The 24,172-nt window shown below is 63.7% G+C and carries 31 protein-coding genes; 12 read left to right on the top strand and 19 right to left on the bottom strand.

Going from position 1 to position 24,172, the window contains the following annotated elements; all coding sequences use genetic code 11:
* The first annotated feature begins 6 nt into the window (after nucleotides 1-6).
* On the top strand, nucleotides 7-1,005 hold the full coding sequence (locus tag RFN28_RS23555) for an ABC transporter substrate-binding protein (RefSeq protein ID WP_320289610.1): 999 nt from the start codon (nucleotides 7-9) through the stop codon (nucleotides 1,003-1,005).
* Nucleotides 1,006-1,022: 17 nt separating this feature from the next.
* Complete coding sequence (locus RFN28_RS23550) at nucleotides 1,023-1,784, top strand: ABC transporter ATP-binding protein (RefSeq protein ID WP_320289609.1); 762 nt, start codon at nucleotides 1,023-1,025, stop codon at nucleotides 1,782-1,784.
* 17 nt (nucleotides 1,785-1,801) lie between these two features.
* Here the strand turns inward: RFN28_RS23550 and RFN28_RS23545 are convergent, their stop codons facing one another.
* Nucleotides 1,802-2,242: a MarR family winged helix-turn-helix transcriptional regulator gene (locus RFN28_RS23545; RefSeq protein ID WP_320289608.1), complete on the bottom strand. Its 441-nt coding sequence runs from the start codon at nucleotides 2,240-2,242 to the stop codon at nucleotides 1,802-1,804.
* Between the two features lie 148 nt (nucleotides 2,243-2,390).
* On the opposite strand from RFN28_RS23545, the gene RFN28_RS23540 reads away from it, so the two are divergent.
* Nucleotides 2,391-3,254, top strand: coding sequence for an alpha/beta fold hydrolase (locus tag RFN28_RS23540; protein ID WP_320289607.1), 864 nt, complete (start codon nucleotides 2,391-2,393; stop codon nucleotides 3,252-3,254).
* 81 nt (nucleotides 3,255-3,335) lie between these two features.
* Here RFN28_RS23540 and RFN28_RS23535 read toward each other — a convergent pair whose 3' ends face one another.
* Together RFN28_RS23535 and RFN28_RS23530 are read right to left on the bottom strand one after the other, a co-directional pair.
* A complete protein-coding gene (locus tag RFN28_RS23535; RefSeq protein WP_320289606.1) occupies nucleotides 3,336-4,250 on the bottom strand; it encodes an alpha/beta fold hydrolase in 915 nt (304 codons plus the stop codon).
* A gap of 147 nt (nucleotides 4,251-4,397) precedes the next feature.
* Nucleotides 4,398-5,642 (bottom strand): MFS transporter, encoded by a 1,245-nt coding sequence (locus RFN28_RS23530; RefSeq protein WP_320289605.1) that lies wholly within the window; start codon nucleotides 5,640-5,642, stop codon nucleotides 4,398-4,400.
* A 111-nt stretch (nucleotides 5,643-5,753) separates the two neighbouring features.
* Here RFN28_RS23530 and RFN28_RS23525 point away from each other — a divergent pair, with 111 nt between their 5' ends.
* Both RFN28_RS23525 and RFN28_RS23520 read left to right on the top strand, forming a co-directional pair.
* The gene (locus tag RFN28_RS23525) at nucleotides 5,754-6,623 is read left to right on the top strand and encodes an AraC family transcriptional regulator (protein ID WP_320289604.1); all 870 of its coding nucleotides are present in this window, start codon (nucleotides 5,754-5,756) and stop codon (nucleotides 6,621-6,623) included.
* A gap of 125 nt (nucleotides 6,624-6,748) precedes the next feature.
* Nucleotides 6,749-7,315, top strand: a complete 567-nt coding sequence (locus RFN28_RS23520; protein WP_320289603.1) for a dihydrofolate reductase family protein — start codon at nucleotides 6,749-6,751, stop codon at nucleotides 7,313-7,315.
* Here the strand turns inward: RFN28_RS23520 and RFN28_RS23515 are convergent.
* The 8 genes from RFN28_RS23515 to RFN28_RS23480 form a co-directional block, all read right to left on the bottom strand.
* On the bottom strand, nucleotides 7,312-8,247 hold the full coding sequence (locus RFN28_RS23515; protein WP_320289602.1) for a ribose-phosphate pyrophosphokinase: 936 nt from the start codon (nucleotides 8,245-8,247) through the stop codon (nucleotides 7,312-7,314). The genes RFN28_RS23520 and RFN28_RS23515 overlap by 4 nt on opposite strands.
* Before the next feature lie 154 nt (nucleotides 8,248-8,401).
* Complete coding sequence (locus RFN28_RS23510; RefSeq protein ID WP_320289601.1) at nucleotides 8,402-9,013, bottom strand: hypothetical protein; 612 nt, start codon at nucleotides 9,011-9,013, stop codon at nucleotides 8,402-8,404.
* A 54-nt stretch (nucleotides 9,014-9,067) separates the two neighbouring features.
* Nucleotides 9,068-10,219 (bottom strand): M24 family metallopeptidase, encoded by a 1,152-nt coding sequence (locus RFN28_RS23505; protein WP_320289600.1) that lies wholly within the window; start codon nucleotides 10,217-10,219, stop codon nucleotides 9,068-9,070.
* The gene (gene pgeF, locus RFN28_RS23500; protein WP_320289599.1) at nucleotides 10,219-11,007 is read right to left on the bottom strand and encodes a peptidoglycan editing factor PgeF; all 789 of its coding nucleotides are present in this window, start codon (nucleotides 11,005-11,007) and stop codon (nucleotides 10,219-10,221) included. The genes RFN28_RS23505 and pgeF overlap by 1 nt, the downstream gene beginning before the upstream one ends.
* A 106-nt stretch (nucleotides 11,008-11,113) precedes the next feature.
* Nucleotides 11,114-12,181: a class I SAM-dependent methyltransferase gene (locus tag RFN28_RS23495; RefSeq protein WP_320289598.1), complete on the bottom strand. Its 1,068-nt coding sequence runs from the start codon at nucleotides 12,179-12,181 to the stop codon at nucleotides 11,114-11,116.
* Complete coding sequence (lgt, locus tag RFN28_RS23490; protein WP_320289597.1) at nucleotides 12,178-13,032, bottom strand: prolipoprotein diacylglyceryl transferase; 855 nt, start codon at nucleotides 13,030-13,032, stop codon at nucleotides 12,178-12,180. Before lgt ends, RFN28_RS23495 begins: the two co-directional genes overlap by 4 nt.
* Before the next feature lie 96 nt (nucleotides 13,033-13,128).
* Nucleotides 13,129-13,434 (bottom strand): type II toxin-antitoxin system RelE/ParE family toxin, encoded by a 306-nt coding sequence (locus tag RFN28_RS23485; RefSeq protein ID WP_320289596.1) that lies wholly within the window; start codon nucleotides 13,432-13,434, stop codon nucleotides 13,129-13,131.
* Nucleotides 13,431-13,691 carry a type II toxin-antitoxin system ParD family antitoxin gene (locus RFN28_RS23480; protein ID WP_320289639.1) on the bottom strand — a complete coding sequence of 87 codons (261 nt, stop codon included), beginning with the start codon at nucleotides 13,689-13,691 and terminating at the stop codon, nucleotides 13,431-13,433. Before RFN28_RS23480 ends, RFN28_RS23485 begins: the two co-directional genes overlap by 4 nt.
* Nucleotides 13,692-13,826: 135 nt before the next feature.
* On the opposite strand from RFN28_RS23480, the gene RFN28_RS23475 reads away from it, so the two are divergent.
* The 3 genes from RFN28_RS23475 (at nucleotide 13,827) to RFN28_RS23465 (ending at nucleotide 15,329) form a co-directional block, all read left to right on the top strand.
* Entirely contained in the window at nucleotides 13,827-14,129 is a 303-nt protein-coding gene (locus RFN28_RS23475; protein WP_320289638.1) for an accessory factor UbiK family protein, read from the top strand.
* A gap of 321 nt (nucleotides 14,130-14,450) precedes the next feature.
* Nucleotides 14,451-14,951 carry a type III secretion system chaperone family protein gene (locus RFN28_RS23470; protein ID WP_040970944.1) on the top strand — a complete coding sequence of 167 codons (501 nt, stop codon included), beginning with the start codon at nucleotides 14,451-14,453 and terminating at the stop codon, nucleotides 14,949-14,951.
* Between the two features lie 18 nt (nucleotides 14,952-14,969).
* Nucleotides 14,970-15,329 (top strand): tRNA-binding protein, encoded by a 360-nt coding sequence (locus RFN28_RS23465; RefSeq protein ID WP_320274288.1) that lies wholly within the window; start codon nucleotides 14,970-14,972, stop codon nucleotides 15,327-15,329.
* Here the strand turns inward: RFN28_RS23465 and RFN28_RS23460 are convergent.
* From RFN28_RS23460 to RFN28_RS23440, 5 genes are all read right to left on the bottom strand, one after another.
* Nucleotides 15,321-16,391 carry a glycosyltransferase family 4 protein gene (locus tag RFN28_RS23460; protein ID WP_502572786.1) on the bottom strand — a complete coding sequence of 357 codons (1,071 nt, stop codon included), beginning with the start codon at nucleotides 16,389-16,391 and terminating at the stop codon, nucleotides 15,321-15,323. The genes RFN28_RS23465 and RFN28_RS23460 overlap by 9 nt on opposite strands.
* Entirely contained in the window at nucleotides 16,373-16,534 is a 162-nt protein-coding gene (locus RFN28_RS23455; protein WP_320289594.1) for a hypothetical protein, read from the bottom strand. The genes RFN28_RS23460 and RFN28_RS23455 overlap by 19 nt, the downstream gene beginning before the upstream one ends.
* A gap of 55 nt (nucleotides 16,535-16,589) precedes the next feature.
* The gene (locus tag RFN28_RS23450) at nucleotides 16,590-18,005 is read right to left on the bottom strand and encodes an ATP-binding protein (RefSeq protein WP_320289593.1); all 1,416 of its coding nucleotides are present in this window, start codon (nucleotides 18,003-18,005) and stop codon (nucleotides 16,590-16,592) included.
* Nucleotides 18,006-18,140: 135 nt separating this feature from the next.
* Nucleotides 18,141-18,860 carry a response regulator gene (locus tag RFN28_RS23445; protein WP_320289592.1) on the bottom strand — a complete coding sequence of 240 codons (720 nt, stop codon included), beginning with the start codon at nucleotides 18,858-18,860 and terminating at the stop codon, nucleotides 18,141-18,143.
* Complete coding sequence (locus RFN28_RS23440; RefSeq protein WP_430678709.1) at nucleotides 18,847-19,377, bottom strand: MarR family winged helix-turn-helix transcriptional regulator; 531 nt, start codon at nucleotides 19,375-19,377, stop codon at nucleotides 18,847-18,849. Before RFN28_RS23440 ends, RFN28_RS23445 begins: the two co-directional genes overlap by 14 nt.
* A 258-nt stretch (nucleotides 19,378-19,635) precedes the next feature.
* Here RFN28_RS23440 and RFN28_RS23435 point away from each other — a divergent pair, with 258 nt between their 5' ends.
* The 3 genes from RFN28_RS23435 (at nucleotide 19,636) to RFN28_RS23425 (ending at nucleotide 21,784) form a co-directional block, all read left to right on the top strand.
* The gene (locus RFN28_RS23435) at nucleotides 19,636-20,529 is read left to right on the top strand and encodes a branched-chain amino acid aminotransferase (RefSeq protein ID WP_320289590.1); all 894 of its coding nucleotides are present in this window, start codon (nucleotides 19,636-19,638) and stop codon (nucleotides 20,527-20,529) included.
* Nucleotides 20,530-20,674: 145 nt separating this feature from the next.
* Nucleotides 20,675-20,992 (top strand): hypothetical protein, encoded by a 318-nt coding sequence (locus RFN28_RS23430; protein ID WP_292110113.1) that lies wholly within the window; start codon nucleotides 20,675-20,677, stop codon nucleotides 20,990-20,992.
* A gap of 150 nt (nucleotides 20,993-21,142) precedes the next feature.
* Nucleotides 21,143-21,784 carry an MBL fold metallo-hydrolase gene (locus RFN28_RS23425; protein ID WP_320289589.1) on the top strand — a complete coding sequence of 214 codons (642 nt, stop codon included), beginning with the start codon at nucleotides 21,143-21,145 and terminating at the stop codon, nucleotides 21,782-21,784.
* 64 nt (nucleotides 21,785-21,848) lie between these two features.
* Here RFN28_RS23425 and RFN28_RS23420 read toward each other — a convergent pair whose 3' ends face one another.
* The 3 genes from RFN28_RS23420 to RFN28_RS23410 form a co-directional block, all read right to left on the bottom strand.
* Nucleotides 21,849-22,259 (bottom strand): BA14K family protein, encoded by a 411-nt coding sequence (locus RFN28_RS23420; RefSeq protein ID WP_320289588.1) that lies wholly within the window; start codon nucleotides 22,257-22,259, stop codon nucleotides 21,849-21,851.
* Between the two features lie 194 nt (nucleotides 22,260-22,453).
* On the bottom strand, nucleotides 22,454-22,666 hold the full coding sequence (locus RFN28_RS23415) for a cold-shock protein (protein WP_040970978.1): 213 nt from the start codon (nucleotides 22,664-22,666) through the stop codon (nucleotides 22,454-22,456).
* 239 nt (nucleotides 22,667-22,905) lie between these two features.
* Nucleotides 22,906-23,118 carry a cold-shock protein gene (locus RFN28_RS23410; protein ID WP_006202520.1) on the bottom strand — a complete coding sequence of 71 codons (213 nt, stop codon included), beginning with the start codon at nucleotides 23,116-23,118 and terminating at the stop codon, nucleotides 22,906-22,908.
* Between the two features lie 452 nt (nucleotides 23,119-23,570).
* Between RFN28_RS23410 and RFN28_RS23405 the strand changes: the two genes are divergently transcribed.
* Nucleotides 23,571-23,963, top strand: coding sequence for a Kazal-type serine protease inhibitor domain-containing protein (locus RFN28_RS23405; protein ID WP_320289587.1), 393 nt, complete (start codon nucleotides 23,571-23,573; stop codon nucleotides 23,961-23,963).
* Nucleotides 23,964-24,172: the final 209 nt, after the last annotated feature.

Raw genomic sequence — 24,172 nt, 5'->3', positions numbered from 1 at the left:
CGGATCATGACCATTACACGCCGTTCGCTTCTCCTGCGTGCCCCGCTTGCCGCCGGCATCATCGCCGCCGGCCTGCCTTCGATCGCGCGCTCGCAGGCTGCCTCCGTCAAGATACGCTACCTCGCCAGCCGTGGCGGCATTTCCCCGCATGAGCTCGCCGCCGAGCTCGGTTATTTCAAAGGTCTCGGCATCGAGCTCGAGAATGTCGGCTACGCGGCGGGCGGCCCGGAATCGCTGTTCGCGCTCGCCTCCGGCAGCGTCGACTTGGGCTCGGCCGCCACACCGGCCGTGATCAACTCGATCGCCGGCGGCAACGACTTCGTTGCGGCCTATCCGAGCAACGGCATCAACAAGGAGGTCAAGAGCGTCTTCTATGTGCTGGAGGACAGCCCGATCAAATCGATCGCCGATATCGCGGGCAAGACGATCTCGGTCAACACGCTCGGCGCTCATCTCGACTATACGGTGCGCGAGGCGCTGCGCGGCGTCGGCCTGCCGCCGGACGCGGCCAAGCTGGTCGTGGTGCCCGGGCCTCAGCTCGAGCAGACCTTGCGCTCGCGCCAGGTCGATGTCGCCGGCCTCGGCTACTGGCAGGCGACCTTCGCCGGCCAGCTGGTCAGCAATGGCGGCGTGCGCGGCGTCTTCAACGACACCGACGTGCTCGGCGAGATCGCCGGCGGTTTCGTGGTGCTGCGGCGCGATTTCATCGCCGCCAATCCGGACGCCGCCCGCAACTTCGTCGAGCAGTCGGCGCGGGCGTCGGACTGGTCGCGGCAGAACCCGGACGAGGCGCGCAAGGTACTCGCCGGCGTCCTCGACAAGCGCGGCGAGAATGGCGAGCTGGCGCGTTTCTGGACCGGCTTCGGCCTGCGCGAAAAGGCGGCCGTGACGGACCGTGACGTCGACTTCTGGGTGAGCGTCCTCGAGCGCGACGGCCGGCTGCCCAAGGGCAAGCTCAAGGCCGCCGATATCCTCTATCGCCCGGGCGAAACCAAGACCAACTGAGCACGGAGGCGCAAGCGATGGCGACACCACGCAGCGGCGAGGTCACGATACGCGACCTGTCGAAATCCTTCGCACTAGGCGGGCGCCAGCTTGCCGTGCTGCGCTCGCTCAACCTCGATATCCGCTCCGGCGAATGCCTAGTCATCGTCGGAGCCAGCGGCTCCGGCAAGACGACGCTGTTGCGCATCCTGGCCGGCCTGGAGAGGGCCGACGGCGGCGCCGTCGCGATCGATGGGAGAGTGATCGAGGGCGTCGGCGAGGAACGGGCGGTGATCTTCCAGGAGCCGCGGCTGCTGCCCTGGCTGACCGTGCTCGGCAACGTCGCCTTCGGCCTCGAGGTGCGCGGCGTGCCCAAGGCGGAAGCCGAGAAGCGGGCGCGCTTCTATATCGCGCTGGTCGGCCTTGCCGAATTCAGCGATGCCTATCCCAGGCAGCTCTCAGGCGGCATGGCGCAGCGCGTCGGCATCGCCAGGGCGCTGACGGTGCAGCCCGAGATCCTGCTGCTCGACGAGCCGCTCGGGGCGCTCGACGCCATGACGAAGATCTCCATGCAGGAGGAACTGGCGCGCATCTGGAGCGAGGAGAACGTCACCATGGTGGTGGTGACCCATGACCTCGAGGAGGCGATCTATCTGGCCGACCGGGTGCTTATCCTGCCCAAGGAGAAGGGCGGCGCGGCGCGGTTGATCGATGTCGACCTGCCGCGCCCGCGCGACCGCAGCGAAAGCCGCTTCGTGCGCTACCGCGAGGAGCTGCTGCGCGAGTTCGGCCTGCATTAAGGGTTAGTGCGCAAGCTTCAGCTGGCGCCGGCCAGGTCACTGTTCAGCGCATCCCGCAGCGCCTGGACCTGCCGGTTCAGGGCGTCGAGCTCAGCCAGCGTCATGCCCGAGCGCTCGATCAGGGTCTCGTTCAGGCAATTGCACCGGACCAACAGCGCGCGTCCGGCCGCGGTCAGGTCGACCTGCACCTGACGCTCGTCGGTTCGGCTGCGCTGGCGCGTGACCAGTCCGGCCTGTTCCATCCGCTTCACCAGCGGCGTGATGGTGCTCGATTCCAAGGCGAGCCGATGCGCGATGCTGCCCACCGACATGCCGTCCGCCTCGCCCAGCGCGTTGAGCACCAGATATTGCGGATAGGTGATCCCCATCTCGTCCAGCATGGGCTTGTAGGTACGATTGATTGTCATGCTGGTGGCGTAAAGCGTGAAACAGAGCTGATTGTCCAAGGGAAGAGGCACGACGCGTTCCTTTTGCCGATTGAGCACTAAATATGTACCACGAAACATATTATCGTCATATACATTTTTGTGGACAAGCGGGCTCGACCACGCTACGCATATTGTTATCGCGATATTGTTTATCGCGAAAATTATAGAGGAGATTGCAATGACTGAGGCTTCGCAGGCAAAGGCCGGCCCGGGCGCCGGCACGATCACCACCGAGGATGGAACGCAGATCTATTACAAGGATTGGGGAACCGGTCAGCCGATCGTCTTCCACCACGGCTGGCCGCTGAGCAGCGACGACTGGGATGCCCAGATGCTGTTCTTCCTGTCAAAGGGCTACCGCGTCATCGCGCATGACCGCCGCGGCCATGGCCGCTCCAGCCAGACCGACACTGGCAACGAGATGGACACCTATGCCGCCGACGTGGCGGCGCTCACCGCGCATCTCGATCTCAAGGACGCCATCCATGTCGGGCATTCGACCGGCGGCGGCGAGGTGGCGCGCTATGTCGCCCAATATGGTTCCGGCGGCCGCGTCGCCAAGGCCGTGCTGATCGGCGCCGTGCCGCCAATCATGCTCAAGACCGATGCCAATCCCGGCGGTCTGCCGATCGAGGTATTCGACGGCTTCCGCGTGGCGCTGACGGCCAACCGGGCCCAGTTCTTCCGCGACATCCCGGCCGGTCCGTTCTACGGCTTCAACCGTCCGGGCGCTGCGATGTCGGAAGGCGTGATCGACAATTGGTGGCGCCAGGGCATGATGGGCGGCGCCAAGGCGCATTACGACTGCATCAAGGCGTTCTCGGAAACCGACTTCACCGAGGACCTGAAAAAGATCGACGTCCCGGTGCTGGTCATGCATGGCGACGACGACCAGATCGTGCCGATCGCAGATTCGGCGCTGCTTGCGATCAAGCTGCTCAAGAAGGGCGAGCTCAAGGTCTACAAGGGTTTTCCGCACGGCATGGCGACGACCCACGCCGACGTGATCAACGCCGACCTCTTGGCTTTCATCAAGGCCTAGAATCGTCCAGTTGGATAGACAAGGCACCCGCCGCCAGGCGGGTGCTTTTGTACTTTCATCGACATGTCCGCGGGACAGTGCCTATCTGGCGAGAAAACCAGTGATCAGCTTGACGGTGGCGTCGGGGTTTTCCTCCATGATCCAATGACCGGAGTTGGGCACGATGCCGCCTGTGACATCGGTCGCAACAAGCCGCAAGATATCGGCCTGCGTGGTGCCGGCGGATTTTTCTCCGCCAACAGCCAGCACCGGCATGGTCAGTTTGCCGCCAGCGGCGAGCATCGCCTGATTGTCGATCGCGTCCTGGTCAAAGGCCTTGAACTGCTCGAAAGCGTCATGCATCGCATGCGGGCGTGCATAGAGTTTGGCATAGTGCTTGCGCGTGGCCTCATCGATCTTCTTCGGGTCGGCCGACAGTTCGTTGTAGAAGCGGTCGAGATAGATGCGCTCGCGCCCCGCGACCAGCCGCTCCATATCCGGGCCACGGAAGTTGAAGTGCCAAAGCAGCGGGCTTTGCTTGATCTTTTCCCAGTCACCGATGCCGGGCAGCGGCGCGTCGATGATGACCCATTTGGTGATGCGCTTGGGATATTGCGCAGCAAGCGCATAGCCGACCATGTTGCCGATGTCGTGCGTGACCAGATCTGCCTTGTCGATCTTCAGGGCATCCAACAGGCCGGCGATGTCGACGGCCTGGTTCTTCTTGGTGTAGCCGGCTTCAGGGTGAGCGGACAGACCCATGCCGCGCAGGTCCGGCACGATGACAGTATGGTCCTTTGCGAGCGCCGCCGCCGCCGCGCCCCACATGTCTCCGGTATCGGCAAAGCCGTGCAGCAGCACGACCGCGGGACCTTTGCCGCCGACGCGCATATAGAGGCTCGTGCCGTTGGTTTCGACGGACTGCGTCTTGAAACCCGGCGGAAAAGGAACGATGCGTGCCGTAGCCGGCAAGGTTACAAGAAGAACGCCCAACACGGCCAACACGATCTTGCGCATATCATTCTCCAGAGACATTGAGTTATCTGCGGCGTCGTCGCCCGCGCACGCGAACACTAACAGGCTTTTCACCTGGCGTCTGGGGAGGAATCGATAAGGGCGCGGCAGCTGCCACGCCCTTATTCGAGTCCTGAAAATCGGCGGGTTTTAACTGGCCGCCGCCTGCGCCTTCCTAGCTTCCTTCATGTTGGGCAGGAACACCGTCAGCAGGCCTAGCAGCGGCAGGTACGAACAGATCTGGTAGACAAAGTCGATGCCCTTCATGTCGGCGATGACGCCGAGCACGGCGGCGGCGATGCCGCCCATGCCGAAGGCGAAGCCGAAGAAGATGCCGGCGATCATGCCGACGCGGCCGGGGACCAGTTCCTGCGCGAAGACGACGATGTTGGAGAAGGCCGAGGACAGGATCAGGCCGATCAGCACGGTGAGCACCATCGTCCATTCCAGATTGGCGTAGGGCAGCGCCAGCGTGAACGGCAGCACGCCGACGATCGAGAACCAGATCATCGCCTTCTGTCCGTAGCGGTCGCCGAACGGGCCGCCGAGCAGGATGCCTAGCGCCGAAGCGCCGAGGAACAGGAAGAGCATCACCTGCGAGGTCTGCACCGAAACGCCGAACTTATGGATGGCATAGAAGGTGTAGTAGCTGGAGAGCGAGGCGATATAGGCGTTCTTGCCCAGCACCAGCAGCGTCAGCACTGCCAATGCGCCCATCACCTTCTTGCGCGCAAAGGGCGAGACGTGGCTTGCCTGCTTGCGGGCGGCCATCGAGGCGCGCAGCCGGCTGTACCAGCCGCCGACCTGCCACAGAACGATGATGCCGATCAGCGAGCCGACGGCGAACCAGGAGATGCTGGTCTGGCCGAACGGCACGACGATGAAGGCGGCGAGCAGCGGTCCCATCGCCTGGCCGAAATTGCCGCCGACCTGGAACAGCGATTGCGCCAGGCCGAAGCGTCCGCCTGAGGCGAAGCGGGCGATGCGCGAGGATTCCGGATGGAAGATTGCCGAGCCGATGCCGATCAGCGAAGCGCCGATCAGAAGCAGCCAGTAATGGCCGGCATGAGCGAGCACCACCAGCCCGACCAGCGACGAGGCCATACCCCAAGGCAGGGAATAGGGCATCGGTCGCTTGTCGGTGATCATGCCGATCACCGGCTGCAGCAGCGACGCCGTCACCTGGAAGGTAAAGGTCAAAAGGCCGATCTGCCAGAAATCGAGACCGTAATTGTCCTTGAGCAGCGGATAGATGGCCGCCAGCAGCGACTGCATGATGTCGTTGATACAATGGCAGAAGCTCACCGCAAGGATGACAGTGACGGCCGTCGCTTGCGCCGAGGGGTGTCTTGCCGGCGCTGGGGTGGCGACGGCGGTGGCGGTCGTATCGGTCAAGGCAATGCTCCGTGGTCTTTTGGCGGCGAACCGCAGGCAGCCTTATAGGACGCTTGCCAGGCGACTTCTTTCGTGGTTTGGTCCAATAGTTTCGCAAGTGGGCCACTTCCGATGCCGCATGGCCGGGAAATCTTCAAAGGAGATGCCGCCGAGCTCGGCCGGCTGCACGAGAGCCGCTGGCAATGGCTGGAACAGGTCGTCGGGCCTGCGGTGGCGCTGCCGACCGAATATCCCGACGGCTATCACGTGCCGCGGCATCGCCACAGACGCAGCCAGCTGCTGCATGCGCTGGTCGGTGTGGTCCTGGTGACGACGAAGCATGGGCGCTGGATGGTGCCGCCCGACCATGCGATGTGGATACCGGCCGGCATCGAACATTCTGTCGAGATGCTGGGCGATGTCTCGATGCGCTCGGTCTATGTCATGCCGGATGCCATTCCCGGCCTGCCGGAGGGCCTACGCGTCGTCGGCATTACCGAACTGATGCACAGCCTGATCGTGGAATCGGAGAAGCTGCCGCAGGGCGCCGAGCTCGAAGGGCGAGGCGGGCTGATCATGGGGCTCTTGCTGCACGAGATCCCGAACCTGCCGGAGCGGCCGCTCGGCCTGCCGTTTCCATCCGATCCGAAGCTCGCGGCGCTCTGCCGGCGCTTCGTCGCCGCGCCTTCGCCGCATGCGACGATCGACGAATGGGCGGATGCCGCGGGCATGAGCCGGCGCTCCTTCACCCGCGCCTTCCACCGCCAGACCGGGTTGTCGCTCTCAACATGGCGCCAGCAGGCCTGCCTGTTCGCGGCGCTGCCGAGGCTCGCCGACGGCGAGCCGATCACCAGGGTGGCGCTCGATCTCGGCTATGACAGCGTGCCGGCCTTCATCACAATGTTCAAGCGCATGCTGGGCACCTCGCCGCGCGGCTATATGCGCGGCGCGCGTGATGTCGGCGAAAGCCCGCGGCGCACAGGCGGTCCGATCGCCGCGTGAGATAGGGGCCGGCCGCCATTAAGCTGGCGCATCACCCTGGGTCTAAAGTTCCCTTTGTCGAAATACCGATTGCAAATTGCAATCGGTATGCTCTTTTTTCCAGGGAGCAAGATCGGAGGACCCTGGTGGCTACGATCGTCTATGCCATGCTGACATCGCTGGATGGCTACATCGCCGGGCCGAGCGGTGACATTGATCTGCCGGTTCCCGAAGAAGAATTGCATCAGCATTTCAATGACGAGATGAGGCGGACATTGATCGCGCTCTGTGGGCGCAGGATGTATGAGACCATGCGTTTCTGGGACAGCCCGGAGCGAGAGATCGCCGCTGAGGAGGTCGAGCGAGATTTTGCCCGCGCCTGGCGAGAGACGCCGAAGATCGTGTTTTCGACCACGCTTCGAGAGGTTGGACCCAATGCCCGTCTCGTGAATGGCGACGCCCAGGCCGTGGCGAGGTCGCTCAAGTCACAAACGGATGGCGAGATTTCCATCTCAGGCGCAGAGCTTGCCGGGCACCTTGCGCGCGCAGGTCTGATCGACCAGTACCGGCTCTATATGCATCCGGTCGTGCTGGGCGGCGGCAAGCCGTATTTCCAGTCCGACCTGTCACTGACGTTGAGGCCGCTCGGCGCGAAGCGCCTTGCGCAAGGTGTCACGCTGCTGCGCTACGCACCCACCAGGATCGATAACTAGTCGAACAGGCTCGACACCGATTCTTCCGTTGCCGTGCGCGAGATCGCTTCGCCCATCAGGTCGGCGATCGAGATGACGCGGATGTTGGGCGCGTCGAGCACGGCCTGGCTCGGCTGGATGGAATCGGTGATCACCAGTTCCTGCAGTTTCGAGCCGGCGATGCGGGTCACGGCGCCGCCCGAGAGCACGCCGTGGGTGATATAGGCGGTGACGCTGGTCGCGCCGTTGGCGAGGAGCGCCTCGGCCGCATTGCAAAGCGTGCCGCCGGAATCGACGATGTCGTCGATCAAGAGGCAATCCTTGCCGGCGACGGCGCCGATGATGTTCATCACTTCGGATTCGCCGGGGCGCTCGCGGCGCTTGTCGACGATGGCGAGCTGCGCATCGAAGCGCTTGGCCAGCGCGCGCGCCCGCACCACGCCACCGATGTCGGGCGACACGACCACGACGTTGCCGAGCTGCTTGTATTTCGCCTTCACGTCGCGGGCCATCACCGGCACCGAGAACAGATTGTCGGTCGGGATGTCGAAGAAACCCTGGATCTGGCCGGCATGCAGGTCGAGCGTCAACACACGGTCGGCGCCGGCGCGGGTGATCATGTTGGCGACGAGCTTGGCCGAGATCGGCGTGCGGCCGGAGGCGCGGCGGTCCTGCCTGGCGTAGCCGAAATAGGGGATGACCGCCGTGATGCGCCTTGCCGAGGAGCGCATGAAGGCGTCCATCATGATGAGAAGTTCCATCAGGTGGTCGTTGGTCGGAAAAGAGGTCGACTGCAGGATGAAGACATCCTCGCCGCGCACGTTCTCCTGGATCTCGACGAAGATCTCCTGATCGGCGAAGCGCCTGACGCTGGCCTTACCCAGCGGGATGTTGAGATAGCGGGCGACCGCTTCGGCCAGCACCCTGTTGGAATTGCCCGCGAAAAGCTTCATGCACCGTTCCTGGTGAAGGATGGATAGACTCTCATGAGCCTTTTATGCGGGCTTTTAGCGGCCCGCGCCGGTATTGCAAGCCTCGTGATCGGGAATCCTTCGACAAGGCGCAACAAAGGCTGACCACATCGCAAGCCGGCAACAGGTTGGTCGATCAACCGGCGCCGCCGCTGCCGAGCCAGGCAGTGAACTGGTCGATCGTTTGGTCGGCGATCGCCTGCATGGTCGCCGGCGCCACCGCCGACCAGCCCTCGCCGCTGCCGACGGAGGGCGCCTTCTGCTGGCCGTTGATGCGATGCAGGCGGTTGCCCGACGGATCGTAGATGTCCCAGACATAGATGACGGTGGTGTCCTTGCCCTCCGACATCGTCGAAAAATAGCCTTTCAGCACATGCGTCGCCGTCTGGTCGGTGCTGCCGACAAGCGTCACGCCACGTTGCTTGGCGCGCGTCTGCAATTCCGCCGTCAAGGGTGCCGCGGCCTCCACCGAGGCACCGACGATCGGCGCAACCTGCAGCCGGGTCTTGGCGATGGCGGCGGCCTGAGCCGGCGTGGCGGGCGTCGAAGCCACCGCAGTCGCCGCGGGGGCTGGCGAGGTCGTCGTCTGGGACGTGGTGGCCGACGTGCCCTGGGTGGCCGGCAAAGCCTGGGCCGAATTCGCCGGCGGCTTCACGGCGGAAGGATCGAGGACATCCTTGGCATTGGTGCAAGCGCCAAGCGCCAGCGCCGCAAGCAATGACACGGTCGTCACCTGCGATCGTCTCATTTGCCCGAAAACTCCCTGGTGACGACGCCCCCGCGTGAGCCAACCATTATGGATTCACTGTACGATCAAGTCGAGATCATGGCGGGAGAGCGGCTTCGGCGTCGATTCCGTGGTGAGGTAGGTGCGGCCAAGCGTCATCGCGGTCTCGGTTTCGGAATCCATGATGATCATGTGGGCGAACAGCGTCATGTTGGGCGCGATCGGTTCGGGATTGCCCTGGTAGAACATCGGCATGTCCATCCAGGATGGCGTGAAGCGGGCGCCGACCGAGTAGCCGCAGGCGTTCAACCGGTGCTTTGTCAGATTGTGCGCCTCGAGCGTGCGGGCATGCGCATCGAAGACATCGCCGAAGGTGTTGCCGGGCGTCATCGCCTTCTCGACCGCAAGCAGGGCCGCGCGGGCGGCGTCGAACAATTCCTGGTGGCGCTTCGAGACCTTGCCGGTCAGAACCGTGCGCATCATCGCCGCGTGATAATGGTGGAAGACGCCCGCCCATTCGAGCGTCAGCTGGTCGTTCTTGGTCAGCTTGCGGCGTCCGGCCTTGTAGCGGCAGAGCAGGGCATCGGCGCCCGAGCCGATGATGAATTCGTTGGCCGGATAGTCGCCGCCGCCCGCAAAGATCGCGCCTTGCATGGCGGCCAGGATGAGCGCCTCGTCTCCGCCCTGCTTGATCAGCGGCAGCGCGGCGTCGAGCGCATCGTCGGCGAGGCTTGCGGCCTTTTCGGCCTTGGCGATCTCGGCCGGGCTCTTGAAGAGGCGCAGCCGGCCGACGATCCCCGACGCATCCGCGATCTGGCCGAAGGTCTGCAATTGCTCGTCCACGCGGCGGCCATTGTAGGCGGTCAGGCCATGCGTGTCGTATTCGACGCCGATGCGGGCGCCGAGCAGGTCGAGGTCGTTGAGCAGGTTGCGCAGGTCGATCGCCGGATTGGCGCCGTCGCGATCGGTCCACAGCACGATGTTGTCGATGGTCGAGGTATGGCGCGCCTGTCTCAAATCGGCCGAGCGGGTGAGCAGCACCATCGAGCCGTCAGCCTTAACCACCAGGCACTGGAAGAAGCAGAAGCCGAATGTGTCGTAGCCGGTCAGCCAGTACATGCTCTCCTGCGCGAACAGAAGCACCGCGTCGAGCTTCTTCTCGGCCATCTCGATCAGCAGCCGGTCGCGCCGCGCGTCGAATTCGGAACGTTCGAAATGCAGCGCCATTACTCTTTCTCCAGAACGATTGCCGAAACCTGGCGCCCGTAATCCGCTTCCTTGCGGTGGGTGGTGCGCCGGTAGGAATAAAAAAGCTCTTCTTCCGCGTAAGTGCAGCGGCCGAGGCCTTCGGCGATCACGCCGGCGCCCCGCAGGCGGTCGACCGTATATCGGTTGAGGTCGAACATCGAGTGGCCGGGATTCGCCGATGGCCTGAAATAGCGTTGATTGCCGGCATCGGCTTCGACGAAGCGGGCGACAAATTCCGGTCCGACCTCGTAATTGTCGGGCCCGATCGAGGGGCCGAGCACCGCGACGATGCGGTCGCGGCGGGCGCCGAGACCTTCCATCATGGCAACGGTGTTTTCGAGCACGCCGGTGAAGGCGCCCTTCCAGCCGGCATGCGCGGCGCCGATGACGCGGGCTTCGGCGTCGGCGAACAGAACCGGCCCGCAATCGGCCGTCGAAGCGCCGACGGCGATGCCCGGCCGGTCGGTGACGATGGCATCGGCCTTGGGGCGAGGGCTGGCGAAAGGCTGCCTGGCGATGACGACATCGGGGGAGTGGACCTGATGCGCGGTGAGCAGGTGGTCCGCCGGCACTCCCATCCAGTCCGCGACGCGGCGACGGTTCTCGGCCACCAGCGCCTGGTCGTCGCTCGAGCCGGTGCCGATGTTGAGCCCCCGGTAGATGCCGCCGGAGACGCCGCCGATGCGCGTGAAATAGCCGTGGCGTATGCCTTGCGCCTTCTCTAGCAGAGGCGAACGTACTGGATCGGGTCCGGTCTGATTCAGCATGGATGGGTTTGTTGTCCGCGTGGGGGATTTCGTCAAGGTGAAGTTCGGGCAAGTGGGCAAGCTCTGGCAAGAGGCTCGGCCAGCTTGCACGGGTTCCCTGCCGATGTCAGCCGGTTTTCGCTGTCGGCAGGATCTTCATGACCTTGAACAGGTCGCCCATCTGATCGGGGCCGGCGAGCCGCTCGACCGCGTCGGAGATCGCTTGCCGAGCGCTGTCGTCGGCATTGCTGCCGAGCGCGCCGGCGCGCTCCAGAAGGCCAATGCCGAGCAGGAATTCGCCCTGCGTCGTCAATTCCGCTTCGAGGCCGTGCGCCCGGGCGTTTGCGGCCAGGGCCGCGAAGTCGACATGGGCGGTGAGATCGGCCTCGCCGGGATTGGCCAGCACATCTTCGTGATTGTGCCTGCGCAGGGCCTGCAAAGTGTCGCCGATGCCGGGCTGAAGATGGCCATAATCGATGAAGAGCCCGGCGCCGCCGTTGGCGGCGATGCGCTCGGCAATCGCAGACATCAGCGCCGCGCGGGCCGGCGCCACCTCGACGATCGCGCCTTGCGGCGCATCTGTCGCGCCGGGCGGCAGCAGCGCCGGGTCGACGGAGCCCGCCCCGGCGAAGAAGTGGAGATTGTCGCCGTCATCGAGGCCGACCATGCGCTCCCGCCAGCCGGAACCGACATAGACGAACTGGCGGATCGGCACCGCATCGAACAGCTCGTTGCCGACGATGAAGAGCGGCTGTCGCGGCAGCGTCTCGATGCTCTGATGCCAGGTCAGGCCTGAGCTTTGCCCGGCAAGCGTCTGTTTCTGGATTTCGGTCAGGCGCGGGCTGGTCTCGATCATGGCAAAGGAAGCGCCGGCGGCAAATGCCGGGTCGAGCCGCGACCAGGTGCGCAGCATGTCCTTCATCAGCGTGCCGCGGCCGGGACCGATTTCGGCGAAAGTGACGGGGAGCGGGCGGGCCGCGCGCTGCCACGCCTGGTAAAGCCAGACGGCGACAAGCTCGCCAAACATCTGGCTAATCTCCGGCGCGGTGACGAAATCGCCTGCGGCGCCAAAGGGCTCGCGCGTCGTGTAATAGCCGTCTTCAGGGTCGAACAGGCAGAGCGCCATATATTCGCTGACCGGGATCGGCCCCACGGCGCCGATCAGTCCGACAATGCGCTCCTTCAGCCCGGTCATGTCGCCTGCGGTTGCGTCATCGGCTTTGCGGTGGCCATGGCCCAGATGCCGGCGAGCACCATCGGCGAGGACAGGATCATGCCCATGGTCAGCCAGCCAGTGCCGAGCAGATAGCCGAGCTGCTGGTCCGGCTCGCGGAAGAACTCGACGAAGATGCGCGACAAGCCGTAGCCGCAGATGAAGGCGCCGCCGACGAAGCGGGGCGATTTCAGCTTCAGCCGCGAATGGGTGAGGAAGCGCAGCACCAGGAACAGCGCAAGGCCTTCGAGCAGCGCCTCGTAGATCTGGCTGGGATGCCGGTTGAATGGGCCGCCATTCGGAAATTCGATCGCCCAAGGCACGTCCGTCGGCCGGCCCCAGAGCTCCGAATTGATGAAATTGGCGACGCGCACCAGCCCGAGGCCGACCGGCACGCCGGCCGCGACGACATCGAACAGCGTCCAGGTGAGGATGCCGCGCTTGAGCGAAAACAGGGTCATGGCGAGGATGACGCCGAGCAGCCCGCCGTGGAACGACATGCCGCCCTGCCAGACGGCGAAGATGTCGAGCGGATTCGCGATGTAGCGCGGCAGGTCGTAGAAGAGCACATAACCGGTCCGCCCGCCGAGCACCACGCCGATCGCCGCCCAGACGATGAAATCGTCGAGGTCCTCAGGCTTCATCGGCAACCTGCCATCCGGCCACAGGCGGGCGTTGGTGACGAGCCGCCTGGCGTACCACCAGGCAAAGAGAATGCCGACGATGTAGCCGACGCCGTACCAATGCACCGCCAGCGGTCCGATGCGGACGATGACCGGATCGATGTTGGGGAAGGGCAGGGAGGCCAGCGGCAGCAGGAAATATTCGCTCAACAGGGTCTCCCGATTGGGTGGTCTTTCGGGCGCGGACCATGCGGCAGGGTTTTGGCGGGGTCAAGGCAGCGTCGGTGCGGTGGGCAAGCGGGTGCGCTATAAGGTCCCGGGGAACAGAACCTGCTCGTAGTCCATCGCTCCGTGCAGGACGTGCAGGATTTCAACGGTTTCAGCGCTGACGTGGAAGAAGATCAGATAGCTACCGTGGACTCGGCGCCGAATCCCGGAAGATTGATGTCGCGGAACCAAAGGATACCGCTCCGGCATCCCGCGCAATTCGACGCAAGCGCTGCGTAGTTCTTGAAGAAAGATCACAGCCCGGAACGGATTGTCCCTGGCGATGTGTTCTGCGATGGCCTCCAGGTCCACCTCGGCCTGCGCGGCAAAGATCAGCCGCCTCACCTGCTCCTCTCGGCAATCGCCTTGTATTTGGCCTCCAGGCGGTCAAACACGTCCTCAGCTGGCTTTACTCGTCCTTCGGCGACATCGGTCATACCTTTCGCGAGCGCAGCGTCAAGCGCGGCAAGCCGCTTCTCCCGTTCTTCGACAAGGCGAACGCCTTCGCGCAGCACTTCGCTTTTCGAATTGTAGCGGCCGGAACTGACGAGCCGGTTTACGACATCTTCCAGGCGGTGGCCCAAGTCTGCGCTGATGGCCATGATGTGCTCCTTCAGTTCCATCTCATAATAATAGTTATTGGATCGCGGGGCCAGTAGGGTGAGCATGTCTGAATGGGCGCGCTTGCATTCCGGGCTCAGCCCCACTACGTCAAAATGAGCAAGCGAGGATTTGCCATGTCGACCGGAACGAACCGCATTCTCGATGAATTCGCCAAGCTGATGACGGATGCCGCGGGGGCCGCCCAGGGCGTGCGGCGTGAGATGGAGACAGCTTTCCGCAGTCAGGCCGAACGCCTGCTCAACTCCATGGATGTGGTGCAGCGCGAGGAGTTCGAGGCCGCGCGCGAGATGGCCGTCAAGGCGAGGGAAGACAACATCCAGCTTGCGGTGCGCGTCGAAGCGCTCGAGGCGAAGCTCGCCGAATTGACCGGGCAGGCCGCACCGGCGGCTGCGGCGAAGCCCAGATCAAAAAAATAATCGTAAACTTTTCCACAAAGCGCGATCCGAAAAATCGCTTTGCCGTGAATCGCTTACCGGCATTGCATGAATCTTTTTGGCAGCGCCTTTCCACATGCGAATGACGCAGTGCGAAAAATTGGGCTGTTCACGCGACTCCCGATCAATAGACTGAATTTGTTGCATGATTCGAAGCAGGGTCATGCGCCGGGCGGTGGGGTCCGGTTGGGGTCTTTGCGTTTGGAAAGCCCTGGCCGTCCGAGTTCTAGACAAGATTGTTCGTTGTGCGTGCCCTCTCTCGCGGAGCGTGTGGCGGCGCTCTCAGAACGACAGGAAGCATTCATGGAACTCCTCGAACTCGAATTCTCCCGCGAAATCCACCCGGTGGATGTCATCGAGCAGGTGGCCCACAACAACGACTGGTCCTTCGAACGCGCTGGCGACGACGAGATCTCGATTTCGGTGACCGGCAGCTGGACCGACTACCACGTCTCCTTCTCCTGGATGGAGGATTTCGAGGCGCTGCATCTGGCCTGCGCCTTCGACATCAAGGTGCCGGAAACGCGCGCGCTGGAAGTGATGCGGCTCCTGTCGCTGATCAACGAACAGATGCTGTTCGGCCATTTCGACCTCTGGGAGCAGGAGGGCGCGATCATGTTCCGCCAGTCGCTGCTGCTCGCTGGCGGGGTCGAGCCGTCGAGCCAGCAGGTCGAGGTGCTCCTGTCTTCGGCGTTAGAGGCCTGCGAATGCTATTTCCAGGCCTTCCAGTTCGTCGTCTGGTCGGGTACTTCGGCAAAGGACGCGCTGTCCAGCGTGCTCTTCGAAACCCACGGAAACGCCTGAACGAAGCCGACATCGCCGATGAGTTCCAGCAGCGAGCGCAAGCCCGAGATCAGCTTTGCCGATTTCGACCGTGTCGACATCCGCGCCGGCACGATCATCGAGGCCGAGCCGTTTCCTGAGGCGCGCAAGCCGGCATTCAAGCTGAAGATCGATTTCGGCCCGGCGATCGGGGTGAAGAAGTCATCGGCGCAGATCACCAAATATTATACGCCGGAGACGCTGATCGGCCGGCAGGTCTTTGCGGTCGTGAATTTCCCGCCGCGCCAGATCGGCCCGTTCATGTCGGAGGTGTTGACGCTGGGCTTTCCGGATGAGGAAGGCGCCGTGGTGCTTGGCGCCATCGAGCGAAAAGTGCCGAACGGCGGACGTCTATTCTAGGACAAGCCTGGGACGACCTGAAGTCGCCACATCCTGATCGGCGCGCTTGCGCGGCATTCCCAGCGCTTCCTCGACCACGTCGAGGAACATTTCGGCGCAGGCCTTCCAACTGTAGCGCATGGCGCGCTGGCGTGCTTCCGCCCGGTCGATGTGAAGCGCCTTGAGCGCGGCCTCGCGCAGATCCTCGGACACAGCCCCGCCGACGCCGTCGCCGACGATGTCGATCGGCCCCGTCACCGGGTAGGCGGCCACCGGCGTCCCGCTGGCCAAGGCCTCGATGATGACATTGCCGAACGTGTCGGTGCGGCTCGGAAAGACGAAGACGTCGGCCGACGCGTAGATTTCCGCCAGTTCGTCGTTCGGGCGATGGCCGAGGAAATGCGCGCTCGGATAGCGGGCCTTGAGTTTTGCCAGCTCCGGCCCTTCGCCGACCACCACCTTGCTGCCCGGAAGGTCGAGATCGAGGAAAGCGGTCAGGTTCTTTTCGATCGCGACGCGGCCGACGCAGAGGAAGACGGGGCGGGGGAAGCTTGTGTCCTTGCGCTTGTCCGGCCGGAAATGATCGGTGTCGACGCCGCGTGTCCAGGGCCTCAGCTTGTTGAAGCCGCGCGCGGCGAGATCGTCCGCCAGCGACTGGGTAGCGACAAGCGTGCCCTGTCCGGAATTGTGGAAGTCGCGCAGCCAGTTGTAGGCCCAGCTCTCCGGCACCGGCAGGCGGGCGCTGAGATATTCGGGAAAGCGCGTGTGATAGCTGGTGGTGAAGGGTCGCCCGGCCTTGCGGCAATAGCGGCGCGCCATGATGCCCAGCGGACCTTCGGTGACGATGTGGATATGGTCGGCCTTGCGCCCATCGATCAGGTGCGCGACGTGGCCGGGGGTGGTTAGCGCCAGGCGGATGTCCGGATAGGTCGGCAGTGGCAAGGTGCGGAAGATGTTCGGCGTCAGGAAATCGACCTCAACGTCGAAGGATTTCAGCGTTTCGGTAAGCCGTTCCAGCGTGTGGACCACGCCGTTGACCTGCGGCCGCCATGCATCGGTGACCATCAGGATGCGCATGGCGATCCTTTGGCGAGGTTCTTGAGCGCGCCCGCGCGGTGGCGGAACGGCAACCAGGCAGCAGCTCGCGCTTCGCTCCAGCGCACCCGGGCAGGCGCGGGATCGAAGCGGGGCGGCAGGGCCGAATCGATAAAGGTCGCGCGCTTCATGCGCGCTCTTGACCATGATTTCATGACGGGCCGATGAACCCCGTTCTTCCCCGATTTATGCGGGAACCTGGATCACGGCGCGCAGGCCGCCAAGCGGGCTGTCCTCGAGGCTGATGTCGCCGCCATGGCTGCGGGCGATGTCGCGGGCGATCGACAGGCCGAGGCCGGTGCCGCTGGCATCGAGGTTGCGCGCCTCGTCGAGCCGCAGGAACGGTTTGAACACTTCTTCGCGCTTTTCGGGCGCGATGCCCGGACCGTCGTCATCGATGGTGACGGTCAGCGAGCCGCCGCCGTGATTGGCATGAACCTCGACCGTCTTGGCATAGCGGAAGGCATTGCCGATGACGTTGGACAGCAGCCTGGCAAAGGCGTTCGGCCGCACATGCACGGTCGGATCGCCGGCCAGTGCGGTCGACAGCTTGCATTTGCGCAGCCGCGCCTCCTCGCCCAGCTTCTGGAAATAGTTCTCAAGGTCGAAGCGGCCGGTGTCTTCCGCCGCCTCGCCGCGGGCAAAGGAAAGGTAGCCTTCCAGCATCGACTGCATGTCGTCGATGTCCTGGTTGAGCGCGGCCTTGGTCTCGGACTTGCCGCCGGCCAGCGCCAGCTGCAGCTTGAAGCGGGTCAGGATCGTCCTGAGGTCGTGGCTGACGCCGGTCAGCATGGCGGTGCGCTGTTCGATCTGACGCTCGATGCGCTCGCGCATCTGGATGAAGGCAAAGCCGGCGCGGCGAACTTCCTCTGCGCCGCGCGGGCGGAAATCGCGCGGCATCGGCCGCCCCTTGCCGAAGCTCTCGGCGGCCTCGGCGAGCGTCAGGATCGGCCTTATCTGGTTGCGCAGGAAGGGAATGGCGATCATCAACAGCACCAGCGAGGTGCCGACCATCCAGATCAGGAAGATATGGGTGTTCGAGGCATAGGCCTGGCTGCGGCGCACGAAGACGCGCAGGACCTTGCCCTCGAGCTGGACGCGGACCTCGACGATGTTGGAATTGCCGACCGTGTCGATCCAGAAGGGGCGGTTGATCTGCCTGGTGATCTCCGACGACAAGGCGGTGTCAAGGATCGAGAAGAACGGCTTCGGCCCGGGGGGCGGCAGCGGATCGGGCGGCAGCAGGTCCACTTTCAGCTGCATGCGGTCCTGGGCGATGCGGATGATGTTGGCGTAATCGGCGTCGTGCGGATAGGTCTCCATCATGTCGATGATGGCGGCGATGTCGGCGATGGTCGCCTGCGACAGGCGCTGGGTCACCGTCTGCCAGTGGCGCTCCATGAAGACGAAGGCAACGACCGACTGCAGCAGGATCATCGGCGCGATCACGATGATGAGGGAGCGCGCGTAGAGCCGCTTCGGCATGTAGAGCGCGACCAGGCGCCAGAAGCGATTCCAGGCGCGCGGCATCGCCTTCAGCGTCCGCATCGCGAGATCGCTGGGGCCGCCTCCTTTCGGCTTTTCCAGTTGCGTGGTCGCCATTCGCCCTTCCGCTCGTCGATGGCCGTTCAGCAAAGGGCCGCAAGCGCGCCATACCTGGCGCGCTTCGCTTCTTTGGTCTGCATGTCGTTATCCCGAAGCCGATGACTGCTTTTGGACGGCATGCATTTGAACAGTTTATTCCACGCTGAGCCGATACCCAATACCACGCACGGTCTGCAGCCACACCGGATTGGACGGATCGCGCTCGATCTTGCGGCGCAGCCGGTTGATCTGGACATCGATGGTGCGCTCGCCGACATCGGATTCGTCGCCGACAAGTTCGTGCCGCGGTATGGTTTCGCCCGCACGCGCAGCGAAGATCGCCAGGATTTCCTGCTCGCGGTCGGTCAGCTTCAGCGCCTCGCCGCCGCGCTTCAATTCGCGCTTGGCGATCTGGAACGTGTAAGGGCCGAAGACGAGCTGCTCGACCTTGGGCGTCACCGCCGGCCCGCCGCGGCGCAGGATGTTGTTGATGCGCAGGATGAGCTCGCGCGGGTCGAAGGGCTTCGGCAGATAGTCGTCGGCGCCGGCCTCCAGCCCGGTGATGCGGCTGTCGGTCTCCGACAGCGCCGTCAGCATCAGGATAGGCACGTTCTTTTCGGCCCGCAGCGCCTTGGTGAGATCGACGCCGGTTTCGCCGGGCATCATCACGTCGAGCACGAGCAGGTCGAAGTCGAGGCCCGCCAGCTTGCGCCGCGCCTCGCCGGAATTGCCGGCGACAGTGACGCGAAAGCCGTTCTCGGACAGGTACTGCTTGAGCAGATTGCGGATGCGGGTGTCGTCATCGACCACCAGCAGATGCGGCGCATCATCGCCGGGCGCCGCCGGATGATCTACCTTCTCAGTGGTCTCCATTCTTCTTCCCCGATGTTTGCGCAGGCACAATGTCGATCTGCGCCCTAAGTTCCGGATTGACCATCGCCTCCAGGAATCTTTCGATCGAGGCGCGGTCGGTGGTTCCGGAATCCTCCAATGCAGCACGGATGCGGCGTGACTGTGGCCGTGCCAGCGCCAGCGCCAGCGCGCGGCCCTTGGCCGTCGGATAGAGCTCACGCTGGCGGCGGTCGCGGGGGCCCTGCAATTGGACGATATGGTCGGTGTCGATCAGCTGCTTCAGCACCCGGGCTAGGCTCTGCTTGGTGATCTTCAGCACGTCGAGCAGTTCGGCAACCGTCAGTCCCGGCCTGCGGTTGACGAAATGCAGCACGCGGTGATGGGCGCGGCCGAAACCGTAATCGGCAAGGATCTGGTCCGGATCGGAGGTGAAGTCGCGATAGGCGAAGAAAAACAACTCGATGATGGCAAAGTCGATGTCGTCCTCATCAGTGATCGCCGTCCTGATCGGTTTTCCGGCTGCGGGGCTCGTCATCATTTCTCCATGCGAAGCGGGTGATTATGTCAGTACTGTTGACGTAATTTTCCGGCAATGATAATTTTTGACAAGCTTTTCGGCGGATTGCGAACGAAAAGGCAAGCGAAAGCCGTTTTTCCGGAACTTCCTGAGTTTGCCATGGGTTGAATATCCGCCTAGGTTTCCAGGCACCGGCCGGCGCCTCAGACCCTATGGCGCGGTCGACACGAAACGCTAACGACAATAACGATTTGCGGGCGCCCCCCGCGGGAGGTTTCCATGGCATCCGTTCCCTTCGATCAAATGGACGGCTTCATCTGGATGAACGGCGAGTTCGTCAAATGGGCCGACGCCAAGATCCACGTGCTGACCCACGGACTGCACTATGCCAGCGCCGTTTTCGAGGGCGAGCGCGCTTATGGTGGCCAGATCTTCAAGCTGACCGAGCACAATGAGCGCCTGCATGAATCGGCGCGCCTCTTGGGCTTCAAGATTCCCTATTCGGTCGCCGAGATCGACGAGGCTTGCCGCACGCTGCTGAAGAAGCAGGGTTTCCAGGACGCCTATGTGCGCCCGATCGCGTGGCGCGGCAGCGAGCAGATGGGCGTCTCGGCGCAGAACAACCGCATCAACTGCGCCATCGCCATCTGGCAGTGGCCGAGCTATTTCGATCCGGCGCAGAAGCTGAAGGGCATCCGTCTCGACATCGCCGAATGGCACCGGCCAGACCCGCGCACCGCGCCGTCCAAGGCCAAAGCCGCCGGCCTCTACATGATCTGCACGCTTTCCAAGCATGCCGCCGAGGCCAAGGGCTGCGCCGACGCCATGATGTTCGACTGGCGCGGCCAGGTGGCGGAAGCCACCGGCGCCAACATCTTCTTCGTCAAGGACGGCAAGATCCACACGCCGACGCCCGACTGCTTCCTCGACGGCATCACCCGCCGCACGGTGATCGGCCTGGCCAAGGACCGCGGTTTCGAGGTGGTCGAACGCGCCATCATGCCGGAAGATCTGGAAGGCTTCGAGCAATGTTTCCTCACCGGCACCGCCGCTGAAGTCACGCCGGTTTCAGAAATTGGTCCGTACCGATTCGAGGTCGGCGAGATCACCAAGACGTTGATGAACGACTATTCTGCCGCGGTGCAACCAAAGCACGCCATCGCCGCAGAATAGCGATAGTCACAGCTTTTTTGTCCTATAGGGGCGGTTTTCGGGCCGCTCCTTTTATTTAAGCGCCCGCGCATTTGACTTTCGAACAATTCAGCGTCTCATGATGGCGTCGGCCCGAGGAGGCTGGCGGCTATGGAGGGACTAGTACATGGATACGAACACGCTTGTTGCGATCGTTATTCAGGTGATTACGGGTGTCATCGGCGGTCAGGCAGTCGGCGCGGCGCTGAAACAGGCCGCGATGGGCCAGCTTCCCAAGATCCTCGGCGGCGCTATCGGTGGCGTCGGCGGCGCGGCCATTCTCGGTAGTCTGCTCGGCGGCGGCACGGTCGATCCGGCCGCGGCCGCGGCGGCAGCGGGCGGACTGGGCAGTGCGCTCAACGTGCAGAACATCGTCGGCGGCGCCGGCGGCGGCGCCATCCTGACCGCCATCATCGGCGCAGTCATGGGCGCCATGAAGAAATAGGCCCATACCTCTTCGGGCCTGCGCATGGGCGGTCACGGCCGCCCATTTCTTTTTCGGGGATCATTTGCTCCGGCCGACGGTGGACGCAGTCCGCTGTGCTCTCTACATCAGGGCGACGCTTCGACAGGAAAGCCGTGGGAAAGGCAAGCCATGGGTCAGCTCAATGCCGGCATCGTGCCGGTTACGCCCTTCCAGCAGAACTGCACCATCCTGTTCGACATGAACGACAGGACCGGCGTCGTTGTCGATCCCGGCGGCGATGTCGACAAGATACTGGCGGCGCTCAAGGACAATGCGATCACGGCGGAGGCGATCTGGATCACCCACGGCCATATCGACCATGCCGGCGGCGCGATGGAGCTGAAGGATGCGCTGGGCGTCGATATCGTCGGGCCGCACGAGGCCGATCGGCCGTTGCTTGCCAATCTCGAGAACCAGGCCAGGCGTTTCGGGCTGGCGGGTCCCGTGCGCAATTGCGTGCCCGATCGGTTCCTCGGCGAAGGCGACACGGTATCCTTCGGGCAGCACGTGTTCGAGGTGCTGCATTGTCCGGGGCACGCGCCGGGCCATGTCGTCTACTACAACCCCGCGGCCAAGTTCGCCCATGTCGGCGACGTGCTGTTTCGCGGCTCGATCGGCCGCACCGACCTGCCGGGCGGCGATCACGCCGCGCTGATCTCCTCGATAAAGGACAAGCTCCTGCCGCTCGGCGACGACATCGGCTTCATCTGCGGCCACGGCCCGGGCGGCCGGTTCGGCGAGGAGCGGCGGACCAATCCGTTTTTGGTCTGATCTGCATCCAAAAGAAAAGCGCCGCTGGAAGGCGGCGCTTTTGCTGGGCAGGGAACCTCAAATATTAGTTAGCGATGCAGAAATGCTGCTCGCCGTCACTGCCGGTGAAGGTGCCGGTGCGGGAATTGAAGGTGCGGTAACGGTCCGAGCAATACTCGTACCAGGCGCGGGTCCACGGCTCGGCATAGCGATCGGCATAGACGACCCGAGGCTCCACATAGTAGCGGCGAACGGGCCGATAGCTGGTATAGTAGTCGTCATCATAGGCCGGGTCGTAATATCTCGGCCCGGGGTTGCTGAGCGCACTGCCGATAAGGGCGCCTGCCGCGAGGCCGACAACGCCGGCGGCAAGGGCGTCGCCGTTATGGTGATGGTGGCGCCAGCGCCAATCGTCGGCATTGGCCGCCGAGAAGGTGGCCAAAGTGGTCGCGGCAATGCCGGCGGTCAGGATGGCGGTCTTGAGAATTCGGTTCATCTTCGGTCTCCTTCGCGCCGGCCCGCGTGTTTTCAGGAATGCGGATCGGCTTTAGCAAAGGTTAATAGAAGACCGTGGCTGAACGGAGGCTGAACGGAATCCGCCTCTACGATTTCATCGCACGAACAAAGCCCCCACACTCGGCGGGAGCACTCCCCGCCTGGTCGATCTCCGCCCGATCTGACTGAGCCGGCTCAGCCGATCGTCAGATTGACGGCCTTCGGCCCCTTGCCGCGCTTGTCCGGCTCGGTGTCGAATGTCACTTTTTGCCCATCCTCAAGACCGGGAAGGCCCGACGCTTGCACGGCCGAAATATGGACGAAGACATCCTTCGCGCCATCGTCGGGCGTGATGAAGCCGAAGCCCTTGGCATGGTTGAAGAATTTGACGGTGCCGGTCTGCGGCATGGGAAGCTCCTTTGATCCCATCAAGTCAGTCTCGGGCCGGCAAATTGCCCGAGAGGAAATTTGTCCTTTATTTTAGCGCTATCGGCAAGAGAAAGTTTTCTCTTGCCGATCCCGCCATTTGCCGGACGAAAAAGGGCGCGACGGAACCGTCGCGCCCTCGAAAATTCAAGCTTCCTGCGAAGCCCACTCATGATCCTGCCGCGCCGTTCGTCAGCCGATGACAGGCAAGCGCCGGCCGCTCAGGCCGCGCGGAGGTTGACCGCCTTCGGGCCCTTGCCCATGCGGTCCGGCTCAACGTCGAAGGTGACCTTCTGGCCGTCGACGAGCGTGCGCAGGCCGGAGGCCTCGATCGCGGAGATGTGGACGAACACATCCTTGGCGCCGCCGTCGGGCGTGATGAAGCCGAAGCCTTTGGTGGCGTTGAAGAACTTTACGGTGCCGGTCTGGGCCATGGGGAAACTCCTTCACCCGTATCAGTCTCGTGGGCTTGCCCGCTGCATGGCGCCTTGGGTAAGTCCCGGTGTTTGCTCGGCAGTCATGCATTCGCGCATGGTCAAAGCCCCCGCCGAAAAACGGGGCCGTCAGAGATTCACACTATCGGGGAAGGGTCATCCAAAACGTGCCGCTCTCCGGGTCGCAAATGCCCGAACAGGAAATTTATTACACGGAAACGTGATGGTTGCAAGATAGCGCCGCGGGCGGCGCTCGGCGCGTCCAACGCAGGGGCACTCGATAGACCCGGCGCCATGACCGGTCATCGGCCAGAGAAGGGCCAGGCATGGGCCAGCGCGAAGCCGCCGTCGCCTTGCCGTTGCGGTCAAGACAATCCACAAACTGGGGTTGCCTTTGATGCCGGAATAGCGAGGATGATGATGATGCCACTCCCGGCGGTCAGCAGAACCCCATGCAATTTCTTGCGGCAATCGTTTCGCGACCGGGCCTCGTCGTCCTGTTCCTGTCCGCCTTGCTGGCGGCGTGCACGGTCGTGGCTGACGAAGGACCGCGCCCGCCAAGGCCGCATCCGCAACTGTGCACCATGCAATGCGACCCAGTCTGCGCGCGCCGCGGCGGCGATCGCCAGACCTTCGCCAACGCCTGCCTGGCAGAGAGGGAAGGATATCGCATCGTGCACGATGGCCCGTGCCGCGACGGCGGCGGTGGAGGCGGCGAGCAGACGTTCTGCACGCGCGAATACGCTCCGGTCTGCGCCAGGCGCCACGGCGAGGTGCGCACCTTCCCGAATGCATGCGAGGCCCGCGCAGCCGACTATCGCATCATCGGCGATGGGCCGTGCTAGCGCCTGCCGATATCCGGGTAATGCCGGACTGACCTGAATCTCAATGGGCCTCGGCGAGGTCGGGCCGGCGTTCTGCCGAACACTTGAATCTGCCGCCCGCTTGGCTTAGGTCGAGCGGGCGGACAAACACGGCAGGTTTCCCATTAACAGAGATCAGAGAAGAGCGGCGGGCGCGAGTGGCAAGGCCGGTTCGGCGAGCCCGCTCGATC

The sequence above is a fragment of the Mesorhizobium album genome, assembly GCF_033977205.1.
Classification (GTDB): Bacteria; Pseudomonadota; Alphaproteobacteria; order Rhizobiales; family Rhizobiaceae; genus Mesorhizobium; species Mesorhizobium album.
The sequence above is the reverse complement of the archived record's forward strand: the minus strand, read 5'-3'. Positions and strand labels throughout refer to the sequence as shown.

What these genes read in the sequence shown, in the direction of transcription:
- RFN28_RS23555 (WP_320289610.1), top strand. Translation starts at nt 7, where the DNA reads ATGACCATTACACGCCGTTCGCTTCTCCTGCGTGCCCCGCTTGCCGCC.
- RFN28_RS23550 (WP_320289609.1), top strand. Translation starts at nt 1,023, where the DNA reads ATGGCGACACCACGCAGCGGCGAGGTCACGATACGCGACCTGTCGAAA.
- RFN28_RS23540 (WP_320289607.1), top strand. Translation starts at nt 2,391, where the DNA reads ATGACTGAGGCTTCGCAGGCAAAGGCCGGCCCGGGCGCCGGCACGATC.
- RFN28_RS23535 (WP_320289606.1), bottom strand. Translation starts at nt 4,250, where the DNA reads ATGCGCAAGATCGTGTTGGCCGTGTTGGGCGTTCTTCTTGTAACCTTG.
- RFN28_RS23525 (WP_320289604.1), top strand. Translation starts at nt 5,754, where the DNA reads ATGCCGCATGGCCGGGAAATCTTCAAAGGAGATGCCGCCGAGCTCGGC.
- RFN28_RS23515 (WP_320289602.1), bottom strand. Translation starts at nt 8,247, where the DNA reads ATGAAGCTTTTCGCGGGCAATTCCAACAGGGTGCTGGCCGAAGCGGTC.
- RFN28_RS23510 (WP_320289601.1), bottom strand. Translation starts at nt 9,013, where the DNA reads ATGAGACGATCGCAGGTGACGACCGTGTCATTGCTTGCGGCGCTGGCG.
- RFN28_RS23505 (WP_320289600.1), bottom strand. Translation starts at nt 10,219, where the DNA reads ATGGCGCTGCATTTCGAACGTTCCGAATTCGACGCGCGGCGCGACCGG.
- pgeF (WP_320289599.1), bottom strand. Translation starts at nt 11,007, where the DNA reads ATGCTGAATCAGACCGGACCCGATCCAGTACGTTCGCCTCTGCTAGAG.
- RFN28_RS23495 (WP_320289598.1), bottom strand. Translation starts at nt 12,181, where the DNA reads ATGACCGGGCTGAAGGAGCGCATTGTCGGACTGATCGGCGCCGTGGGG.
- RFN28_RS23480 (WP_320289639.1), bottom strand. Translation starts at nt 13,691, where the DNA reads ATGGCCATCAGCGCAGACTTGGGCCACCGCCTGGAAGATGTCGTAAAC.
- RFN28_RS23475 (WP_320289638.1), top strand. Translation starts at nt 13,827, where the DNA reads ATGTCGACCGGAACGAACCGCATTCTCGATGAATTCGCCAAGCTGATG.
- RFN28_RS23470 (WP_040970944.1), top strand. Translation starts at nt 14,451, where the DNA reads ATGGAACTCCTCGAACTCGAATTCTCCCGCGAAATCCACCCGGTGGAT.
- RFN28_RS23465 (WP_320274288.1), top strand. Translation starts at nt 14,970, where the DNA reads ATGAGTTCCAGCAGCGAGCGCAAGCCCGAGATCAGCTTTGCCGATTTC.
- RFN28_RS23455 (WP_320289594.1), bottom strand. Translation starts at nt 16,534, where the DNA reads ATGAAGCGCGCGACCTTTATCGATTCGGCCCTGCCGCCCCGCTTCGAT.
- RFN28_RS23450 (WP_320289593.1), bottom strand. Translation starts at nt 18,005, where the DNA reads ATGGCGACCACGCAACTGGAAAAGCCGAAAGGAGGCGGCCCCAGCGAT.
- RFN28_RS23445 (WP_320289592.1), bottom strand. Translation starts at nt 18,860, where the DNA reads ATGGAGACCACTGAGAAGGTAGATCATCCGGCGGCGCCCGGCGATGAT.
- RFN28_RS23440 (WP_430678709.1), bottom strand. Translation starts at nt 19,377, where the DNA reads ATGATGACGAGCCCCGCAGCCGGAAAACCGATCAGGACGGCGATCACT.
- RFN28_RS23435 (WP_320289590.1), top strand. Translation starts at nt 19,636, where the DNA reads ATGGCATCCGTTCCCTTCGATCAAATGGACGGCTTCATCTGGATGAAC.
- RFN28_RS23430 (WP_292110113.1), top strand. Translation starts at nt 20,675, where the DNA reads ATGGATACGAACACGCTTGTTGCGATCGTTATTCAGGTGATTACGGGT.
- RFN28_RS23425 (WP_320289589.1), top strand. Translation starts at nt 21,143, where the DNA reads ATGGGTCAGCTCAATGCCGGCATCGTGCCGGTTACGCCCTTCCAGCAG.
- RFN28_RS23420 (WP_320289588.1), bottom strand. Translation starts at nt 22,259, where the DNA reads ATGAACCGAATTCTCAAGACCGCCATCCTGACCGCCGGCATTGCCGCG.
- RFN28_RS23415 (WP_040970978.1), bottom strand. Translation starts at nt 22,666, where the DNA reads ATGCCGCAGACCGGCACCGTCAAATTCTTCAACCATGCCAAGGGCTTC.
- RFN28_RS23410 (WP_006202520.1), bottom strand. Translation starts at nt 23,118, where the DNA reads ATGGCCCAGACCGGCACCGTAAAGTTCTTCAACGCCACCAAAGGCTTC.
- RFN28_RS23405 (WP_320289587.1), top strand. Translation starts at nt 23,571, where the DNA reads ATGCAATTTCTTGCGGCAATCGTTTCGCGACCGGGCCTCGTCGTCCTG.